Below are 17,228 nucleotides of genomic sequence, written 5' to 3' on the forward strand. Positions count from 1 at the left end.
TTTATTCGGCAACTACGGAATCCGGAAGTGTCTCACCCTTCTCCACAGCGTCAATTGCCTGTTTGATGGCCGTGATAGAATTCATATCCGGCTGAGTTACATATAACATATTGCCCGGTGAGGAATAGCATTCCTGCTGGTCGCCTGTTCCCTCGGCAGACATGGACTTGATATTCCAAGCCGCACCTTCTGCAAGCTGGCTCTTGATCAGCTCCTGAATCTGCTCCTGGGACATATTTGTGTCCACATTTCCGCTCACACTGCTCAGAAGGCCGTTTGCCCCGGTCAGGATGGCAGGTGAGATCGCCTTCTTGATCATCGCTGTAATGACAGCCTGCTGGTTCCTTCCTCTCTGGAAATCACCGCCGTCCACATTATATCTCTCACGTGAGAAGGCCAGTGCCTGCTTTCCGTTGAAATGGTTCATTCCCTGTACCACGTCCATGACCAGACCGGAATCATCGCTTGTTGTAAATGACTGTTCTGATTCCACATCAACTCCTCCCAGCGCATCTACCATCTGGATCAGAGATGTAAAGTTTACTCTTGCATAGAAATCAATATCTGTATCATATAAAGTGGATAAGGTTGTCATCGAAGCATCCACACCGTAAATCCCTGCATGGGTTAGTTTGTCCTTCTGCCCTCCGGATATTCCCGGTATCTCAACATAATAATCACGCGGTGTTGAAACAAGCAGGATCTGGTGTGTCGTTGGATTCACAACTGCGATCATATTTACATCACTGCGGCTGTTCGTCTCGATCGCTCCAAATACATCGATACCACTGATGTATACAGTAAAGCAGTCATCATCCACCTGGACATCCGCCGCCTTGTTGACCAGCTTGCTCGTGATCTCGTGAGAATAAATGATTTTTACATTGTCACTGAAGCCTTCAAAGGATTCCTCCAGGATCGATGTATACGCATCATTGTAAATGATCGCACTGACATCCCCGTCATGCAGTGCCTCAGCCTGCTCATTCAGGCTCTTATACTCTACGGTGTTAATATCTCTTCCCGTCTCATTGTTGATCTCTTCGATCGTTGCCCGCATGTCATCGCCTTTTAAGGCATACTGCACACCAAAGCTGTATTTCTTTGCATCATCGATGGTCTCTGCCGGATCACTGGATAAAACAGCAACCACCATCTTATCTACCTTCTTATCTCCGCCGCTGATCGCTTTAACAGTACCATTCGTCTTAAAGATATAGTAAGATCCGAATACCAGCACGATCGACATCAGTACACTCAGTACTTTCCCGGCGATGGCCTTCTTCTTGGAAATCAGCTGGCTGGCCAGCGGAATGACCCACAAGAAGACAAGCACTCCGATGATGATCCCCAGATATTTCATAGGCAGCATATTCAGGATAAACAGTGCCGCGATAAACACAAGCGTAACTGCAAACTGAATGCCGCATAAAATGATCCCGACCTGTTTACTTATTTTATTGGAAGCGCCCTTTCTTCCTTTTGCATTCCTGGAGGCTGTATTTCTGCCCGGACCGCTCTTTGGACCGCTTTTTGGACCACTCTTCGGGCCGCCTGCCGGTCTGCCCTTCGCAGTGCTCTTCGCTGGATTTCCTTTCCCAGTGCCTGTTCTGCTTCTGTCAGAAGCACCCTTTGTACTGCCTGCCGTCGTTCTTCTTCCGGCAGCATTTTCTGTGGTGCTGCTCTTCGGCCTGCGCTTTCCTGGCGCGCCTGCTCTTGCAGGGCTCCCGCCCGCGCCTTGTCTGTCGTCCATTCTCCGGCGCTTTCTTGGCTGCTCCTTTCTATATAATTCACCGTCACTCATGTTTTTCTGGCCCATTGGTTCTGCCCCTTCCATTTCTTTATTTTATCAATTCCATCAGTTTACACTCTGCTGCAATCATACGTTTCTAGTATACATACCAAGACATAATATCATTTTTCAACAATTTTCGCAACAAAAGGAATTTTTCTTTAAGAAAATTTAAGGAACCGCCTTCCTCACACTTATGCGCCGGCCCTTCTTACCGGCCGGCGCGGAGGATCCAAAAGCCCGTTCTGTGTTACGCTTTTATTTTTTTATCTGCTTTCTGTCTTTCCAAGTCACCCAGACAGCACTGGCAATACAGACAGAGGAATAGCAGCCGCTGATCATTCCGGCCAGCATAGGGAGCGCGAAGATCTTGATAGATTCAATATTATATATGACCGCAAAGACAAGCACGATAGCAACGCATAATACTGTAGTAAATGCGGTATTGACCGACCTGCCCAGGGTTTCTGTGATGCTTTTGTTCACCAGAGGCACCAGGCCCTCCCTGGAGTGCTCTCTCATATGCTCCCTGATCCGGTCATAAAGTACAATGGTGTCGTTGATGGAATACCCGATGATCGTCAGAGTAACCGAAACGAACGCATCATTTAGCGGAATCTTGCATACACCAAATACAAGGAATACGATAAACACGTCATGAACAAGTGCGATCACCCCGGATACCCCTGCAGACAGCCCCGACAGTGCTGCAAAGCGCAGCTTGATATAGATCACGATAAACAACGCCGCCAATCCGATCGCCAGGACTGAATTTTTCAATGCCCTCGCTCCGATATAAGGTTCCACCGCATAGGTCTCGGAGGACTGGTAATTTTGCCCCGGATCCGTTTCTCTGATCGTCTTTAATACTTTTTCCTGTTCCTTCGGAGTGATCCCCTGATTGCCGCCGAGATTCAGCACCAGCTTCTTCTGACCGGACACGAAATCTTCTCCTGCCTGGACGCTTACTGGGCGTCGGATGGCCTGCTCAACGGCTGCGGCTGTCTTCTCTGTGTTTGGAGAGCCTTCACAGGTATACTTTAGGATCACCCCTCCGGTAAACTGGGTGTCCAGCGTTACGCCGCGCACTGCGCTGATGAGCGTCCCGGTAACCAGGACCATCGCGGTAAACAGAAAGATCTGCTTTCTTTTCCCCAGAAAATCGATGGTCTTTTTCATCTTTTTTACATAAAAAAGCTTCGGATTCTGGAATCTCGGATACAGGATGATCGAACTAAGCATGATCCTGGACAGCCAGACGCCTGCCAAAAGATTGATCAATACACCTGTCAGCAGGGTGTACCCAAAGCTCAGCATGGTACCCGAGCCAAATATCATCAAAATGACTGCGACCGCAGCCGTTGTCACGTTTCCATCCAATACAGAAGAAAAGGCATTTTTATAGCCCCGCCTCACCGCGGATTTCAAACTGCTTCCCTGGCTAAGTTCTTCCCCGATCCGCTCACTGATGATCACATTGGCATCCACCGCCATTCCCAGTGACAGGATCAGACCCGCGATCCCGGGCAGGGTCAGAGTATACTGGGGAACGGAAAGAGCCAGTACCTGCAGGCTCATCTGGAAGACAAGTGCCAGGCAGGCGATCAGGCCCGGCAGACGGTAATAACCGATCATAAAAAGACAGACCAGGGCAAAGGCGGTCCCTGCTGCCATGACCATCGCTTTCAATGCCCCGCTCCCAAGCGTCGGGCTGATGGTATTATAATTTGTAGTTTTCAGGGAAAAGGGCAGTGCTCCGGCATTGATCTTATCGGAGAGAGCCTTCGCATCCTCCTGGGATTTCATCCCGTTAATGACGGCCTCGCCTCCCTGGATCGGTTCCTGAACGACTGGATCGGAGATCATTTCCTCATCCATAAAAATCCCCATAGGCTGTCCGGTCAGCTTTTTGGTGGCCTCATAGAAATCTTCTGCCCCCGTTTTATCGAATTGAAGGGAAACCTCGCAGGCATTGGTCTGCTTGTTCCTTACAACCTGGCTGTCCTTCACATGCTGCCCCTCCACCAGCACGTTTCCCTTAGCATCCCGGAAGGTCAGCCTCGCAGTCTCACCAAGCTCTGCGATCGCAGCCTCCGGGTTGAATTCCTTCTCATCGGATTTCCAGGGAAACCGTACGATGATATCGCCGTGGTCCTTATCAACGGTCACTTCCCGATCCAGGATATTCTGAGCATCCAGCCTGTTTTCAATGACGGTCCTGGCAGACTCCATATCCTGTGCAGATGGAGTCTGTTTTTCTTTGTCCGGTTCAAAGACCGCTTCCACTCCGCCCCGGATATCAATCCCAAACCGCATATCCATAGCGCCCTTGAATCCGCTGCCCAGCCCAAATGCAGCAGCATAAAGGAACACTGCAATTACCAACAGTGTGATCCATATATTTCTTTTATTTACTTTCAAATTAAGTCCTCCTATTCTTTTCGCCTGGTTTATTAAGAATGTGAGAACCCTTTCTTTTTTCCGTCCCATGACTGGAGTATCTGGATCTGATACATGGTGCTGTCCTGAAATCTCATGCAGATAGACTGGACTGCTGCCCACGGCCTGCCGTCCAAAAGAAAATAAAATGCTGTTAAGATAAGAAAAATACCCAATAGAAACAGAACCGACTCCACGGTTTCCTCTCCCTGTCTGCCCGTCCTTATGAGAGAAACGCTTCCTGACTCAGAGGATAAGACTCCGTCAGGTATCCCGAGGCTGTAACGGCTGGAGGAATCCAGAGCCTGACTGCCTTTGGAACTATGCATGGAATGCAGCCCCGGCTGAGCCTCCTGTGTATAAGTCGGATCACCAGAGCACCAAAATGCACCCAGGAGCATTACGATAGCCAGGATGATACCTGCTGCCAGTTTTAAGCTTCTGTTCATCATAATGCTGCCTCCTTTTCTTATTTTCCTGCGTTCCAAAGATACTGTTTTAAAATTCACTTTATCTGACTATACTCTAGGTACATTATAACGATTCCTGGTGCCTCATACAACTGCAATCTGTCATAAAGTATTTATTTATGAAATATATCATACACTTTTCTTCCCATCGGTGCTATAATAAAAACCATACGAATTACAACCATGAAACTTAAGGCACACACGAAGGAGGAATTCATATGAAACTAGTGATTACAATGAGCCGCCGTTTCGGTACGGGCGCGAGCGTGATTGCAAAGGAACTTTCCGAAAGGCTTGACATTCCCGTATATGATAAGGCATATATCGAACAGCAGATTGACGACCACATGTATGAAACTGAGGCAGAAGCCATTCGTGAGTTAGCCAGCCAGCCATGCATCATTCTCGGCCGCTGCGCATCTGATATTTTAAAAGACAAACTGAATGTCCTGAATATTTTCGTCTGTGCAGACAAGGAAGACCGCATCCATCGTATCATGGGGCTGGAAAATCTATCCTACGAGGACGCCAAAGAGAAGGTTGAACGCACAGATAAGGAGCGTTCCGAGTATTATTACGAGCATACCGGCAAGACCTGGGGTGATGTGAACGACTATCACATGATCTTAGATACCACAGAATTAGGTGTGGAGAACTGCGCGAATATACTGATGCAGTATTTTGAAAAACTGGAATATATTTAATCCCCCTCATATCTGTTTACATAAAGAAGGATAAGTACCAAAAGAAGCAGGCGCATCACCGGCCTGCTTCTTTTTTCTTTCTTCTAACCCATGCGGTCAAATACTTCCCTGTTCAATGACTTGTTCTGATGAGCCACGATCGTTGTGCACACTGCATCTCCTGTGATATTGACTGCTGTCCTGGTCATATCCAGAATTCGGTCAATTCCCATGATCAGAGCGATGCCTTCTACCGGAAGGCCGACAGAGTTAAATACCATTGACAAGGTGATCAGGCCCACACTCGGTACGCCCGCTGTTCCGATGGAGGCCAGGGTTGCTGTCGCGATCACCGTGATATAATCCGCCGGTGTCAGATGAATCCCAAATGCCTGGGAAACGAAGACAACTGCGACGCCCTGCATGATAGAGGTCCCGTCCATATTGACAGTAGCACCCAGCGGAACTGTAAAGGATGAGATCTTCCTGGACACTCCCATTTTTTTATCCAATGTTTCAATAGACAGCGGGATCGTTGCGTTGGACGTGGCCGTGGAGAATGCAAATCCCATGACCGGCAGGAATTTTTTGATGAATTTCACCGGATTTAATCCTGTGAACAGCTTGAGAAGTATCTGATATACGCCGAAGCCCTGCAGGAATAAAGCCAGGAAGACCGCTGCCATATATTTCAGCATCGGCAGAAACGCATCAAACCCGATCCCGGCAAATGTTTTGGCGATCAGGCAGAATACACCGAATGGGGCCGCCTTCATCACTGCCATAGTCATATCCATCATCAGATCATTGAACTCCGCAAAAAACTGAGAAACAGATGCTGCCCTCTCTCCTCTTTTCGCCAAAAGGATCCCGATAAAGATCGCGAAAAAAATGATCTGCAGCATATTTCCCTCAGCCAGTCCCTGGATCGGATTTTTCGGGATAATCTCTAAGAGGGTGTCTGCAAAGCCGGATGACTCAGCAGCCGCTGTCTCTGCCCTCTCAATGCTGCTGATGTCCAGTCCGACTCCCGGATCGATCAGATTGCCTACTCCCAGTGCAAGGGAAATAGCCGCTGCGGTCGTAAACAGATAGAAACCGATCGTTTTCACCCCGACCCTGCCAAGCGTTTTCGTGTCCCCGATCGCCATGCTCCCGCAGATCAGGGAACAAAAGACAAGCGGCACGACCAGCATCTGCATGGCCCTTAAAAAACCGTTTCCGATTACATAGAAAATCCCATTGATGATCACCGTATCCCTTAGATACCCTTCCGGCACCCAGTAGTGTAATATCACGCCAGCCAGCGCTCCGAGCAGCAGACTGATAAAGATCAAAGTAGTAAGGCCTAATTTCGTTCTCTTCTTTTCTTTCATCTACATTCCCCTTCCTTTTCTTTCATTCCTATTGATGTCACTCTTTTCCGAAAAATATTCCCCCATATATTCCGCCAGTGCCTCCTGCCAGGATGCCGGTGTCTGTATCCCGCACATCCGAAGCATCATGTTATCTAATATGGTGTATTCTGGTCCTTCTAATGTGGAATGCACCTCAGCCATTTTGACCGGAGTCAGCTTCTCATCCTCTCTGCCCAGAAGTCTTAACACCTCCTGTGCCAGCATATAACGGCTGCAGTATCCCGAGCAGACAGCATGATAGATTCCCTCCTGCTCCTCCTGGATCAGACGCAGGATCACTCTGGAAAGCTCTCTGGCACTTGTCGGACATGCAAAATCATCCACCGCTGCCTCGATGGGCTGACTGCTCTGCGCCTTTTCGATGATGGAATTCACGAAGTTGTCCCCCTCTTTTCCATAAACCCAGGAGCTTCGGATGATCAAATGCTTCGGGGCCAGCTCCTTCACAAAGTTCTCTCCCGCCAGCTTTGACTTCCCATATACAGTCCGCGGATTCGGGGTATCAAATTCATGGAAACTTCTTTCCTTTGTATCCCAGAAAATATCGTCTGTTGAGATCTGGATGATCCTCGCGTCTATCTTACGTGCGATCGCACTTAAGTTTCTGGCTCCCAGAGCATTGACCTTATAAGCCTGTTCCATATTTTCCTCACAGGCTTTTACATCTGTCATCCCGGCACAGTTGATGATCGTATTCGGACGGTTTCTCAAACCAAATAGATTCACTTCCTTGGCATCGGTGATGTCCAGTTCCTCAATATCTGTCTCGAAAAGCTCCACATCACGCATATCCAGCATGTTATGGATCATCGTTCCTACGCGGCCTGATGCTCCTGCGACCCATATCTTCCCATAATCATATCCCATAATCTTCTCTCCTCTATCCTTTTTCATCTCATCACTTCTGCTTAAAAACATAACTTCGATATTATAATGTGATTCCTTTTATTTTTCAAGACCCAATCTCATTCCCTCTTTTCTCTTGTCTGCTTCTTCCCGATTCTGTCCTGCTGCATATAATATAGTAAGAACAGCTGCAGGACTTTGAGCATGTACTACTTAATCCCAATCCCTATCGTACTTTTATTTGTCTTATTTTTACTGAATTACCACAGAAAAAAGCAGGCAGCCGAAAAAATCAGCCGCATGTCTTACAGAAAAAAGTGTGACCTGCTGAATGAACTTGCGAAGCCATATGGATTTTCCTACCAATTCGTCCAGGATATCTTTACTGCCCGGGACGATGCCTGGCAGAAAGAATTGGGGTATGAGGAATCTCTTGCTGCATCGGCACTGTCTATGCATATGGTGTTAGACTGTGAGCCCGTCTACTTTAACTATCAGGGTAAAACCTGGCTGATCGAATTTCGAAAGGGCCAGTACGGGATCAATACCGGGGCAGAGGCCGGATTCTATCACGCAGACACCGTCATCCCGCCTGCACTGCGCCCACAGACCGTTTTTAAAGCCATATCAGACAAGGAAATGCTTCCTGTCAAGCTGCGCCTGATTGGGCCGGACTGTCCCTTTTTCACCCTCTCCCAAAAGCACTGGTGGGCAGCCGGATTTGTGATGGGCATCGCCGCCCCGCCTGATGACCTGATACTGGAGGTGACACTGTCCTTCCCGGAAGCTTTAATGTGCCGCGCTTTTGTCCGGGCCATGCAGGGACTTGGCTATAAAAGCAGTGAACTTCTCGTCTCCTCTGCCTGCGTGCAATTTTATTTTACACGGCCGAAAGCCGCACCGCTTGTACCTCCTGATCCTTTGAAAAAGAAATATATGCTCTTTCAAAACCGCACTCTGTGTGACCTTTTTCTGTGGACCGCAGAGCCCTTTTTCACTACTGTGGACCGTCTGCTCTATCTGAATGAGACTCATCCCTTTCTCTTTCGAAGGCTTTTAGTACTTCGGACGTTCCAAAAGCACAGGAGGTGGAAAAAATGAGCTGGTATGAACGGATCTCCCGGGCCTTTGACAAGGCACCCCAGATACCTTTTTACAGCAGCTCCCGGTTTGTATTGATCAGTGACTGTCACCGCGGGTGCGGCAATCACAACGATAATTTTTTAAAGAACCAGAACCTGTACTTTGCTGCCCTGAATTATTATTATGAAAAGGAGTTCACTTACATTGAGCTCGGAGATGGCGATGAATTGTGGGAAAACCGTTCCCTCTCCCAGATCATCGATATACACAGTGATGTCTTCTGGCTGATGACGAAATTTCAGGAGAAAAACCGCCTTCATCTGCTCTATGGCAACCATGACCACAGTAAGAAGCACTGCTCTTACTGCCACAGGCACTGTTCCACGTATCACGTAAGCGGTCAGGAGGTAGAAACGCCCCTTTTTCCGGATCACTGTTATCTGCAGGGATTGATCTTAAAAGATATGGAGCTTGGAAATGACCTGTACTTAACCCACGGACATCAGGCGGATTTTTTGAACAGTACCCTCGCCCCTGTGGCGAAATTCCTGGTCCGGTATGTCTGGAAACCACTTGAAGCAGTAGGACTTTCCGATCCGACCAGTACGGCCAAAAACTATACGAAAAAAAAGAAAACGGAAACACGCCTGACTAACTGGGCGATGAAAGAGAATAAATTTCTGGTGACAGGACACACGCACCGGCCCATGATAGGGAGCACCAACTCCCCTTACTTTAATACGGGCAGCTGTGTGCATCCCAGATGCATTACCTGTATTGAACTCCAGAACAGAAAAATGACTCTCGTCAAGTGGACGCTGCACACCCGGGAAGACCGGACCTTATATGTAGCCCGTGTGGAGCTTGGAGAATTTGAGATCTAAGTATGTAATAAAACTCTAAAATATTCCGAGGTGTTCCAGCAGGATCTTGGTGCCGAGCAGGATCAAGATCACCCCTCCGGCCAGCTCTGCCCTGGCCTTATATTTGGTCCCAAACACATTACCGATCTTCACTCCAGCCACTGAAAGGAGAAAGGTGGTCACACCGATGAAGGAGACCGCAGGAATGATCTCTACCTGAAGGAATGCAAACGTGATTCCCACTGCAAGGGCATCGATACTGGTGGCAACCGCAAGTACGAACATCGTTTTGATGTCCAGGGAATCATTTGCATCCTCACAGTCACCCGAGAGAGCCTCTTTCACCATATTCACGCCAATGGCTCCCAGCAGGATGAATGCGATCCAATGATCCACAGCCGTGATCTTATCCTGAAACTGAACACCCAGGAAATATCCCAAAAGCGGCATCAGCGCCTGAAATCCGCCAAACCAGAGCCCGGCAGTGGAGGCACTTTTTATTGTGACCCTGCGCATTGCCAGCCCCTTACAGACAGACACCGCGAAAGCATCCATGGACAGTCCCACTGCCAATAAAAATAATTCTATAAATCCCATTTTGTTTCCCTCCTGCGCAATTAGGTTTTTATTTCATAGGAAATTCTTATGAAATAAAAAAGACCATGTACAGTCCGTCTGCTGTACATGTGTCTCTTTCTTTCAGATAAGCCAGGCTTTTATTCCTTACTCCTGTCCAGCTTCCTCACTCTGCTTTACTGTTACGCCCTGCTCATTAAAGTCTACTTTCTTCCAGACCTTTTTATGTTCTTTAATGTCAGTATCTTTTCTCCATTTCTTCAAAAGGGAGTCGTACTGCTCCTGCTTTCTTTGCTGCACGATAGATTCCTTCTTTGCATCTGTGGCTTCTCTGTCCAAAAAGCTTGTAACCTTTGCCACATAGATCCCGGAATCTGTCTCTACGATATCCGTGACATCCCCTTCATTCTCCAGCGCATCTGCCGCCTTAATGAGATCCGCATTCGGCGAAGTGGATTCGGAATCAAAAGCCGCCGTCTTAACCTCCAGTCCGGCTTCCTTTGCTGCCGCTTCAATGTCCTTTGTCTCGCCCGCCTTTAAGTTATCAGCAAATGTCTGTGCCTGCTCCTTCAATGCAGCCTTCTCGTCATCGGACAAAGCAGTGGAGTTTCCCTCCTCATCGGTCTTGTTATATGAGAAAAGCACATACTGCATACTCTTCTGTGCCGCTTCCTCATCGGATACGTTCTCATCAACGCCCTCCTTCATCGGCTGGTCCATCTTACTCTGAATGGTGGCCAGCTCAAGGAACCTCTTAACATTCTTCTCATAACCGGAAACTGCCTCTTTGTCCTCTAAGGAGTTCGCCTCCACAAAAGATTTGGCTGCCTTATTGATCGCTTTTTTATCCTCATCAGTCAGTTCTACTTTATAATCCGGGGCATGCTGTTCTAAAAGGTACAGGTTCTCAAGAGCCTCTAAGATGCTTTCCTTTGTGCTGTCTTCGTAGGTCTTCCCGTCTTCGATCTCCTGTTTCCACATATCCTCGCCGGTCATTCCCATCATGCCTGCATAATAAGTCTCATACTGTGCCTGCTGCATCCTTGCATAAAAATTCGCTACTCCCAGCGTGATCTTATCCTTACCGACCTCAGCAACAACTGCATCGTTATCCATAGACCGGCTGCAGCCTGCCAGAGATGAAACTGCGAGAGCACCTGCCGCTGCCGCGATGATCAATTTTTTTCTGAACTGTCCCATAACATCCTCCTAAGTACATTCTAACTTCATTATTATAGCGTTTTTTTGCTATTCTAACAAGCCTTTTATATCATTTAACACCTTTTTCACCAATTCCAGAACGTCCTCATCCTTGGATTTTTTGCTGCGTCCCTTCTTCTGGTACATAAAATACGGCGGTGTCTCGGCTTTGAAGACAAGGCTGCCATTGTAGGCCTTTAAAAGCCCCGGTATCTTCTGCGGCTGCACCTTTGCCTTTTCATACATAGTGAACTGATATGCATCCCCCTTCTGCTCCACGGCTGTCACATAAGCTGAATGAGCAAGGGCTTTCAGGCCTGCAATGTTAAGCAGCTGCTGTACTTTTCTTGGAATATCTCCAAAACGGTCGATCAGCTCCTCGATCATATCATCCATCTCATCTTCATTTTCAATGCTCGCGATCCTCTTATAGACATCCAGCTTCTGGTATTCGTTCGGAATGTAAGATTCCGGGATATAAGCGTCGATATTCAGGTCTATAGTAGTGGTGTACAGTTCTTCCTCGATCTCGCCCTTCAGCTGTTTGACAGCCTCATTGAGCATCTTACAGTAAAGATCATACCCTACCGCTTCCATGTGTCCGTGCTGTCTTTCGCCAAGAAGGCTGCCGGCACCGCGAATCTCCAGGTCCCGCATAGCGATCTTAAATCCGGAGCCCAAGTCCGTAAACTCCCGGATCGCCGCCAGACGCTTCTCCGCGATCTCTTTTAGCATCTTATCTCTTCTGTACAGGAGAAATGCATATGCCATGCGGTTAGAGCGCCCCACTCTTCCCCGAAGCTGGTAAAGCTGTGAGAGTCCCAGCTTATCAGCATCATGTATGATCATCGTATTGACATTGGAGATATCCAGCCCTGTCTCGATGATGGTCGTTGACACCAGAACGTCAATATCTCCGTTGATAAAGTCGTACATGATGTTCTCCAGCTCCCGCTCATTCATCTGCCCGTGGGCGAATGATACCACGGCCTCCGGGACCAGCTTCTGGATCCGTCCCGCCACATCCGCGATATCACTGACGCGGTTGTAAACATAGTAAACCTGTCCGTCCCTGGAGAGCTCCCGTTCGATCGCCTCCCGCACCATCTCATCGTTATACTCCATGACATAAGTCTGGATCGGCATACGGTCCATGGGTGCCTCCTCCAGGACACTCATGTCGCGGATGCCAATGAGGCTCATATGCAGCGTCCTCGGGATCGGGGTCGCAGTCAGGGTCAGCACATCGATATTTTCTTTGAGCTTTTTGATCTTCTCCTTATGGGTCACACCAAAACGCTGCTCCTCATCGATGATCAAAAGTCCCAGGTCTTTAAACCGGACATCCTTTGATAGGACTCTGTGGGTTCCCACCACGATATCCACCAGCCCCTTTTTCAGATCCTCCACTGTCTTTTTCTGCTGTGTGGAAGACCGGAAACGGCAGAGCAGGTCTACGCGCACCGGAAAATCCTTCATCCTCTGCATAAAGGTGTTATAATGCTGCTGTGCCAGGATCGTGGTCGGCACCAGGTAGACCACCTGTTTTCCCTCCTGCACGGCCTTAAAAGCCGCACGGATGGCGATTTCTGTCTTCCCATATCCCACATCTCCGCAGATCAGACGATCCATGATCTTTCGGCTCTCCATGTCCCGCTTCGTATCCGCGATCGCCTGGAGCTGGTCCTCCGTCTCCTCAAAGGGGAACATCTCTTCAAATTCCTTCTGCCAGACCGTATCCGGCTCATACATATATCCTTCGGCCTGCTGTCTGACGGCATACAATTCCACAAGATCCCTGGCCACCTCACGGACAGCTCCGCGCACCTGGCTCTTGGTCTTCGCCCACTGGCTGGTTCCCAGCTTGTTAAGCTTCGGCTTCTTTGCATCCGCTCCCGCATACTTCTGGATCAGATCCAGCTGGGTCGCCAGGATATAGAGGGTGCCTCCGCCCGCATAGGAAATCTTCATATAGTCCTTTGTGACCTTATCCACTTCGATCTTCTCAATGCCCTGGTAGATCCCAAGTCCGTGGTTCTCATGGACAACATAATCTCCCACCTTGAGCTCCGAGAAATTCTGGATCTTCTGGCCCTCATAGATCTTACGCCGTTTTTTCTTTTTCTGCTTACCAAAAATATCGGTCTCTGAGATGACCATGAACTTCAGCATCGGATATTCATAGCCCTCTTCCACATGGCCGTAGGCCACCATGATCTCTCCTGACTGCACCTCACGGTCCATGTCCTCGCTGTAAAAGCTGCTCAGGTCATAATCCCTTAGATCCTCCGCCAGACGTCTCGCACGTGTCCTGGAACCAGAAAGAAGGATTACCCGGTAGCCGCTCCTCTTTAACCTTTTCAGATCCCTGGTCAGCATCTCAAAGCTGTTATTGTAAGGATTCACGCCCTTTGTCTGAAGACTATAGGTATCCCGCACATGGAACTGTCCGCACCTTGATTCCAGTGTGGTAAATGCGATCCCATGATACAGATTCATTTTCTCGATCAGCATCTTGGTGGAGAATACCACCAGCTCCTCTTCCCCGTCCGTAAGACCGGCCTCTTCCCTGTTCTTCTGGCTGCTTAAGAATTCTTCTTCCACCTCGTCCAGCCGTTCGGTCAGGCGGATCGGCTCATCCAGGAAAAGAAGGCTTCTCTCCTTCGGAAAATAATCCAGAAAAGAGACGCATTCATCGCCCTTTTCCTGGAGCTCTGCCGCAGGGTAGATGGTCACCTCATCCAGGTTCTCAATAGAACGCTGGTTCTCCACATCGAAAGTACGGATGGAATCCACCTCGTCCCCCCACAGTTCGATCCTCACAGGCTGCTCCTCTGTCAAAGGATAAACATCCAGGATCCCGCCGCGCACCGCAAACTGCCCCGGTGCATCCACCTCGATCTCCCTCTCGTATCCCATGGCGGAAAGCTTTTCCTGAAGCTTTGTAAAATCAACCGCACCATCTGAAGCAATATGGACTCTCTTTTCCTTGATCTCTTTTAGCGGGGGCATTCCGTCTAAAAATGCATCCACTGTCGTAATGACCGTGATCCCTTTTTCCGCCCCAGACACTTCGCAGCTCTCTTTTGTCTCCCCGGCCTCGATCAGCGCGCGTACTACCTCCATGCGCTGCTTTGCCAGATATTTCCCCTTGATATCCGCATGATAGAACAAAAGGTCCTTTGCAGGGTAAAGATATGCCTCCTTATCCAGGAACCGGTACTCCTCGTATGCCTTTTTTGCCTTCTCATCACTGGAAAAAGCGATGATCTTGTAAAAACAACCATCGCCAAGTGCATACATCAGGTGTGTCTTCTGGGAATTGACACAGCCTGCGATCTGCAGTATTCCATTGTCCTTCATTCGTCTGCCGAATATCTCCTTATATTCCGCCAGCTCGGCAAGCGGCGCTAAAAAAGCCTGCATATTCTTTACTCTTCCTTCTTTTTCCGGTTATATTCATTCATGGCTGCCTGGATCTCCCCGGCCGTCATCATCTCCACGGCATGTACCGCATTGCGGTAGCCCTCTTCCATCAGCTCATGCTCTGCCTTGGTAAAATGTCCCAGAACATAGTCCGCCAGATCATACCTGGGCGGCTTCTCTCCCACGCCTACCTTGATCCGAGGAAACACCTGGCTGCCAAGATGCGCGATGATGCTCTTGATCCCGTTGTGCCCTCCTGCGCTTCCCTTGGCGCGTATCCGAAGCTGTCCGACTCCGAGGCTGACATCATCATAGATAATGATCAGCTCCTGCTCGATATCCACCTTGTAATAATCCACAAGGCTGATAATGCTCTCCCCGCTAAGATTCATATAGGTCATCGGCTTCGCCAGAATCACTTTCTGGCCGCCTATGATTCCTTTTCCGATCAGTGCACGGTGTTTTCTTGTGTCCACTGATATATTATATTGGTCTGCTATGGCATCAATGACTTCAAATCCCACATTGTGCCTTGTGCCTTCATATTGTTTATCCGGATTTCCTAATCCTGCAATAATATACATTGCCCTTCACCTCTACATTTCATACTTCCTGGACTGCTGATATCCGATCAGATCTCACCACATCTCAATCCATTTTACAGGATAGTCTTGTGTTTGTCACGCAAAAGAAGCGAATATTTTTCAGGTTCCCGTCATACACTTATAAAAAGCGAAATGGGCAGAGCTTAGGTTTCTGTTCCATTCACCAAAAGCAAAAATGACGAACATGGGAGGTCTTTTTCATGGGTTCCAAAACAAAAATCATCGTTCTGCATATGAAAGAAATCATTTATACCGCTGTTTTCGCGGCACTGGGCATACTGCTGATCATTCTTTTAGTAGTCATGTTCCGCCCCGGAGGAAAAGATAAAAGTGCAGATGCGAAAAAGCAGTATACTCCGGGAGTCTATACCTCTACACTGACTTTGAACAACACAAACCTTGAGGTTGAGGTGTCCGTGGATGAGTCCCATATCAACTCCATCCGGTTCTCCAACCTGGATGAGGCGATGACTACCATGTTCCCGCTCATTCAGCCGGCGATCGAAGATATCGCAGACCAAGTCTACGAAAAGCAGTCACTGGAGGATATCACCCTATCCGACGATACCCCGTACACATCCCAGGTGATCCTGGACGCCATAAAAGAGGCCATAGAAAAAGCCGCAGTGAAATGATGCTGCGGCTTTTGTATGTGTTGACTAACCCTCTACGATCAGATACTGACCATTTTGCAGTGCAAATACTTCTGATGCTTCTTCCAGTTCTTCTTCTGACATTGCATCCACATCGATCCCATTCTCTTCAAAGTATTCTCTTACTTCCTCAATGGAATCTACAACCACTGCCATGCAGTCTTCCAGGAAGGCCTCTGCCTCCTCCAGTGTCTCAGCCACTGGTTCATCAAAAAGCTGGGACTGCTTCTTTAAAAATGTAAGTAGACATTCCTCATCGTATTCATTCATGACTTTCCACCTCCCTATTCTTGATAAATTCCATGATCTCCTTTGGAGAATCTATGATTAGACCGGCTCCTGCCTCCTTGAGTGCTTCTCTTGTGCGGAAGCCCCATGAGACCCCGATGGTCTTCATCCCTGCTGCCATTCCCGTTGCGATGTCCACCTCAGAGTCCCCGATATAAAGAATCTCTGATGGTGCTGCCCCAAGTGTCTTAGCGATCTCAAGCGCAGCTGCCGGGTCCGGCTTTCTCGGTATGCCCTCTTTCTGTCCCTGTACCCGGGAAAATGTGTCTGTTCCGAAGATTTCCTCTACCACGCTGCGTGCATTGCTGTCCGGCTTATTCGATAATACGGCACACGCAATCCCTGCTTCTCTCAAGCCTTTCAGCATATCAAGGATTCCATCATATGGTACTACATGATATGTGCACCCTGTGCGAAATATGCGCTCATATCTTTGAAGCGCCTCCCCGATCCGTGTTAAGCCCTTATCACCTGCCGCTTCCAGGGACTTCTCCAACAGTACCCTTGAGCCATTCCCCACAAACGTCCGGCACTGCTCTCTCGTGATAGCAGGAAGTTCCATCTCCTTCAATGTCTCATTCACAGAAAAAGTCAAAGAATCCAACGTATCTGTCAAAGTTCCGTCTAAATCAAAAATACAGGCTTTATACATGATTCCTCTCCATACCTTTCTATCTCCTATTCCCCTGCCATGCAGGTTCACCTCTCATCTGCCTTAAGGAGCCAAGCCGGAAAGCTTGACCCTGCATCGTCTGCAGATCAGGCTGGTGCATCGCAGACTTTTGTATCTCACCCTGCTGCGATGTACTAGAAATATCATAGTATGAAGTCATGGAAATTTCAACCATAAAAAAGAAAAATTTACTAATGAACTTTCCAGGGGCAT

15 protein-coding genes are annotated in these 17,228 nt (G+C 48.4%); 4 read left to right on the plus strand and 11 right to left on the minus strand.

The window, feature by feature from the left end:
- Position 1: 1 nt before the first annotated feature.
- From AC4OGX_RS15015 to AC4OGX_RS15025, 3 genes are all read right to left on the minus strand, one after another.
- The gene (locus AC4OGX_RS15015; RefSeq protein WP_493331407.1) at positions 2-1,819 is read right to left on the minus strand and encodes an LCP family protein; all 1,818 of its coding nucleotides are present in this window, start codon (positions 1,817-1,819) and stop codon (positions 2-4) included.
- A gap of 231 nt (positions 1,820-2,050) precedes the next feature.
- Positions 2,051-4,213 (minus strand): protein translocase subunit SecD, encoded by a 2,163-nt coding sequence (gene secD, locus AC4OGX_RS15020; RefSeq protein ID WP_493331408.1) that lies wholly within the window; start codon positions 4,211-4,213, stop codon positions 2,051-2,053.
- 32 nt (positions 4,214-4,245) lie between these two features.
- Positions 4,246-4,683, minus strand: coding sequence for a hypothetical protein (locus AC4OGX_RS15025; RefSeq protein ID WP_493331409.1), 438 nt, complete (start codon positions 4,681-4,683; stop codon positions 4,246-4,248).
- 236 nt (positions 4,684-4,919) lie between these two features.
- Here AC4OGX_RS15025 and AC4OGX_RS15030 point away from each other — a divergent pair, with 236 nt between their 5' ends.
- Entirely contained in the window at positions 4,920-5,405 is a 486-nt protein-coding gene (locus tag AC4OGX_RS15030; RefSeq protein ID WP_493331410.1) for a cytidylate kinase-like family protein, read from the plus strand.
- Positions 5,406-5,488: 83 nt separating this feature from the next.
- Here AC4OGX_RS15030 and AC4OGX_RS15035 read toward each other — a convergent pair whose 3' ends face one another.
- A complete protein-coding gene (locus AC4OGX_RS15035) occupies positions 5,489-6,760 on the minus strand; it encodes a dicarboxylate/amino acid:cation symporter (protein ID WP_493331411.1) in 1,272 nt (423 codons plus the stop codon).
- Positions 6,761-7,720 (minus strand): dTDP-4-dehydrorhamnose reductase, encoded by a 960-nt coding sequence (rfbD, locus tag AC4OGX_RS15040; RefSeq protein ID WP_493331412.1) that lies wholly within the window; start codon positions 7,718-7,720, stop codon positions 6,761-6,763.
- A gap of 132 nt (positions 7,721-7,852) precedes the next feature.
- On the opposite strand from rfbD, the gene AC4OGX_RS15045 reads away from it, so the two are divergent.
- On the plus strand, positions 7,853-8,749 hold the full coding sequence (locus AC4OGX_RS15045; protein ID WP_493331414.1) for a DUF4474 domain-containing protein: 897 nt from the start codon (positions 7,853-7,855) through the stop codon (positions 8,747-8,749).
- The gene (locus AC4OGX_RS15050) at positions 8,746-9,615 is read left to right on the plus strand and encodes a metallophosphoesterase (RefSeq protein ID WP_493331415.1); all 870 of its coding nucleotides are present in this window, start codon (positions 8,746-8,748) and stop codon (positions 9,613-9,615) included. Before AC4OGX_RS15045 ends, AC4OGX_RS15050 begins: the two co-directional genes overlap by 4 nt.
- Positions 9,616-9,630: 15 nt before the next feature.
- Here the strand turns inward: AC4OGX_RS15050 and AC4OGX_RS15055 are convergent, their stop codons facing one another.
- The 4 genes from AC4OGX_RS15055 to pth form a co-directional block, all read right to left on the minus strand.
- A complete protein-coding gene (locus AC4OGX_RS15055) occupies positions 9,631-10,191 on the minus strand; it encodes a manganese efflux pump MntP (RefSeq protein ID WP_493331416.1) in 561 nt (186 codons plus the stop codon).
- 126 nt (positions 10,192-10,317) lie between these two features.
- Positions 10,318-11,370 carry a peptidylprolyl isomerase gene (locus AC4OGX_RS15060; RefSeq protein ID WP_493331418.1) on the minus strand — a complete coding sequence of 351 codons (1,053 nt, stop codon included), beginning with the start codon at positions 11,368-11,370 and terminating at the stop codon, positions 10,318-10,320.
- A 48-nt stretch (positions 11,371-11,418) separates the two neighbouring features.
- A complete protein-coding gene (gene mfd, locus AC4OGX_RS15065; RefSeq protein ID WP_493331419.1) occupies positions 11,419-14,796 on the minus strand; it encodes a transcription-repair coupling factor in 3,378 nt (1,125 codons plus the stop codon).
- 5 nt (positions 14,797-14,801) lie between these two features.
- Complete coding sequence (pth, locus tag AC4OGX_RS15070; RefSeq protein ID WP_493331420.1) at positions 14,802-15,380, minus strand: aminoacyl-tRNA hydrolase; 579 nt, start codon at positions 15,378-15,380, stop codon at positions 14,802-14,804.
- A gap of 221 nt (positions 15,381-15,601) precedes the next feature.
- On the opposite strand from pth, the gene AC4OGX_RS15075 reads away from it, so the two are divergent.
- Complete coding sequence (locus AC4OGX_RS15075) at positions 15,602-16,036, plus strand: FMN-binding protein (protein ID WP_493331421.1); 435 nt, start codon at positions 15,602-15,604, stop codon at positions 16,034-16,036.
- 24 nt (positions 16,037-16,060) lie between these two features.
- Here the strand turns inward: AC4OGX_RS15075 and AC4OGX_RS15080 are convergent, their stop codons facing one another.
- Together AC4OGX_RS15080 and AC4OGX_RS15085 are read right to left on the minus strand one after the other, a co-directional pair.
- On the minus strand, positions 16,061-16,324 hold the full coding sequence (locus AC4OGX_RS15080) for a glyoxalase (RefSeq protein ID WP_493331422.1): 264 nt from the start codon (positions 16,322-16,324) through the stop codon (positions 16,061-16,063).
- Positions 16,317-16,994 carry an HAD family hydrolase gene (locus tag AC4OGX_RS15085; RefSeq protein ID WP_493331423.1) on the minus strand — a complete coding sequence of 226 codons (678 nt, stop codon included), beginning with the start codon at positions 16,992-16,994 and terminating at the stop codon, positions 16,317-16,319. Before AC4OGX_RS15085 ends, AC4OGX_RS15080 begins: the two co-directional genes overlap by 8 nt.
- Positions 16,995-17,228 lie beyond the last annotated feature (234 nt).

The sequence above is a fragment of the Faecalicatena sp. genome, assembly GCF_058819085.1.

Bases quoted from the DNA above. Each gene is read 5' to 3' on its own strand.
- AC4OGX_RS15015 (WP_493331407.1), bottom strand. From the start codon at position 1,819: ATGGGCCAGAAAAACATGAGTGACGGTGAATTATATAGAAAGGAGCAG.
- AC4OGX_RS15025 (WP_493331409.1), bottom strand. From the start codon at position 4,683: ATGATGAACAGAAGCTTAAAACTGGCAGCAGGTATCATCCTGGCTATC.
- AC4OGX_RS15030 (WP_493331410.1), top strand. From the start codon at position 4,920: ATGAAACTAGTGATTACAATGAGCCGCCGTTTCGGTACGGGCGCGAGC.
- AC4OGX_RS15035 (WP_493331411.1), bottom strand. From the start codon at position 6,760: ATGAAAGAAAAGAAGAGAACGAAATTAGGCCTTACTACTTTGATCTTT.
- rfbD (WP_493331412.1), bottom strand. From the start codon at position 7,720: ATGTTTTTAAGCAGAAGTGATGAGATGAAAAAGGATAGAGGAGAGAAG.
- AC4OGX_RS15045 (WP_493331414.1), top strand. From the start codon at position 7,853: ATGTACTACTTAATCCCAATCCCTATCGTACTTTTATTTGTCTTATTT.
- AC4OGX_RS15050 (WP_493331415.1), top strand. From the start codon at position 8,746: ATGAGCTGGTATGAACGGATCTCCCGGGCCTTTGACAAGGCACCCCAG.
- AC4OGX_RS15055 (WP_493331416.1), bottom strand. From the start codon at position 10,191: ATGGGATTTATAGAATTATTTTTATTGGCAGTGGGACTGTCCATGGAT.
- AC4OGX_RS15060 (WP_493331418.1), bottom strand. From the start codon at position 11,370: ATGGGACAGTTCAGAAAAAAATTGATCATCGCGGCAGCGGCAGGTGCT.
- mfd (WP_493331419.1), bottom strand. From the start codon at position 14,796: ATGCAGGCTTTTTTAGCGCCGCTTGCCGAGCTGGCGGAATATAAGGAG.
- pth (WP_493331420.1), bottom strand. From the start codon at position 15,380: ATGTATATTATTGCAGGATTAGGAAATCCGGATAAACAATATGAAGGC.
- AC4OGX_RS15075 (WP_493331421.1), top strand. From the start codon at position 15,602: ATGGGTTCCAAAACAAAAATCATCGTTCTGCATATGAAAGAAATCATT.
- AC4OGX_RS15080 (WP_493331422.1), bottom strand. From the start codon at position 16,324: ATGAATGAATACGATGAGGAATGTCTACTTACATTTTTAAAGAAGCAG.
- AC4OGX_RS15085 (WP_493331423.1), bottom strand. From the start codon at position 16,994: ATGTATAAAGCCTGTATTTTTGATTTAGACGGAACTTTGACAGATACG.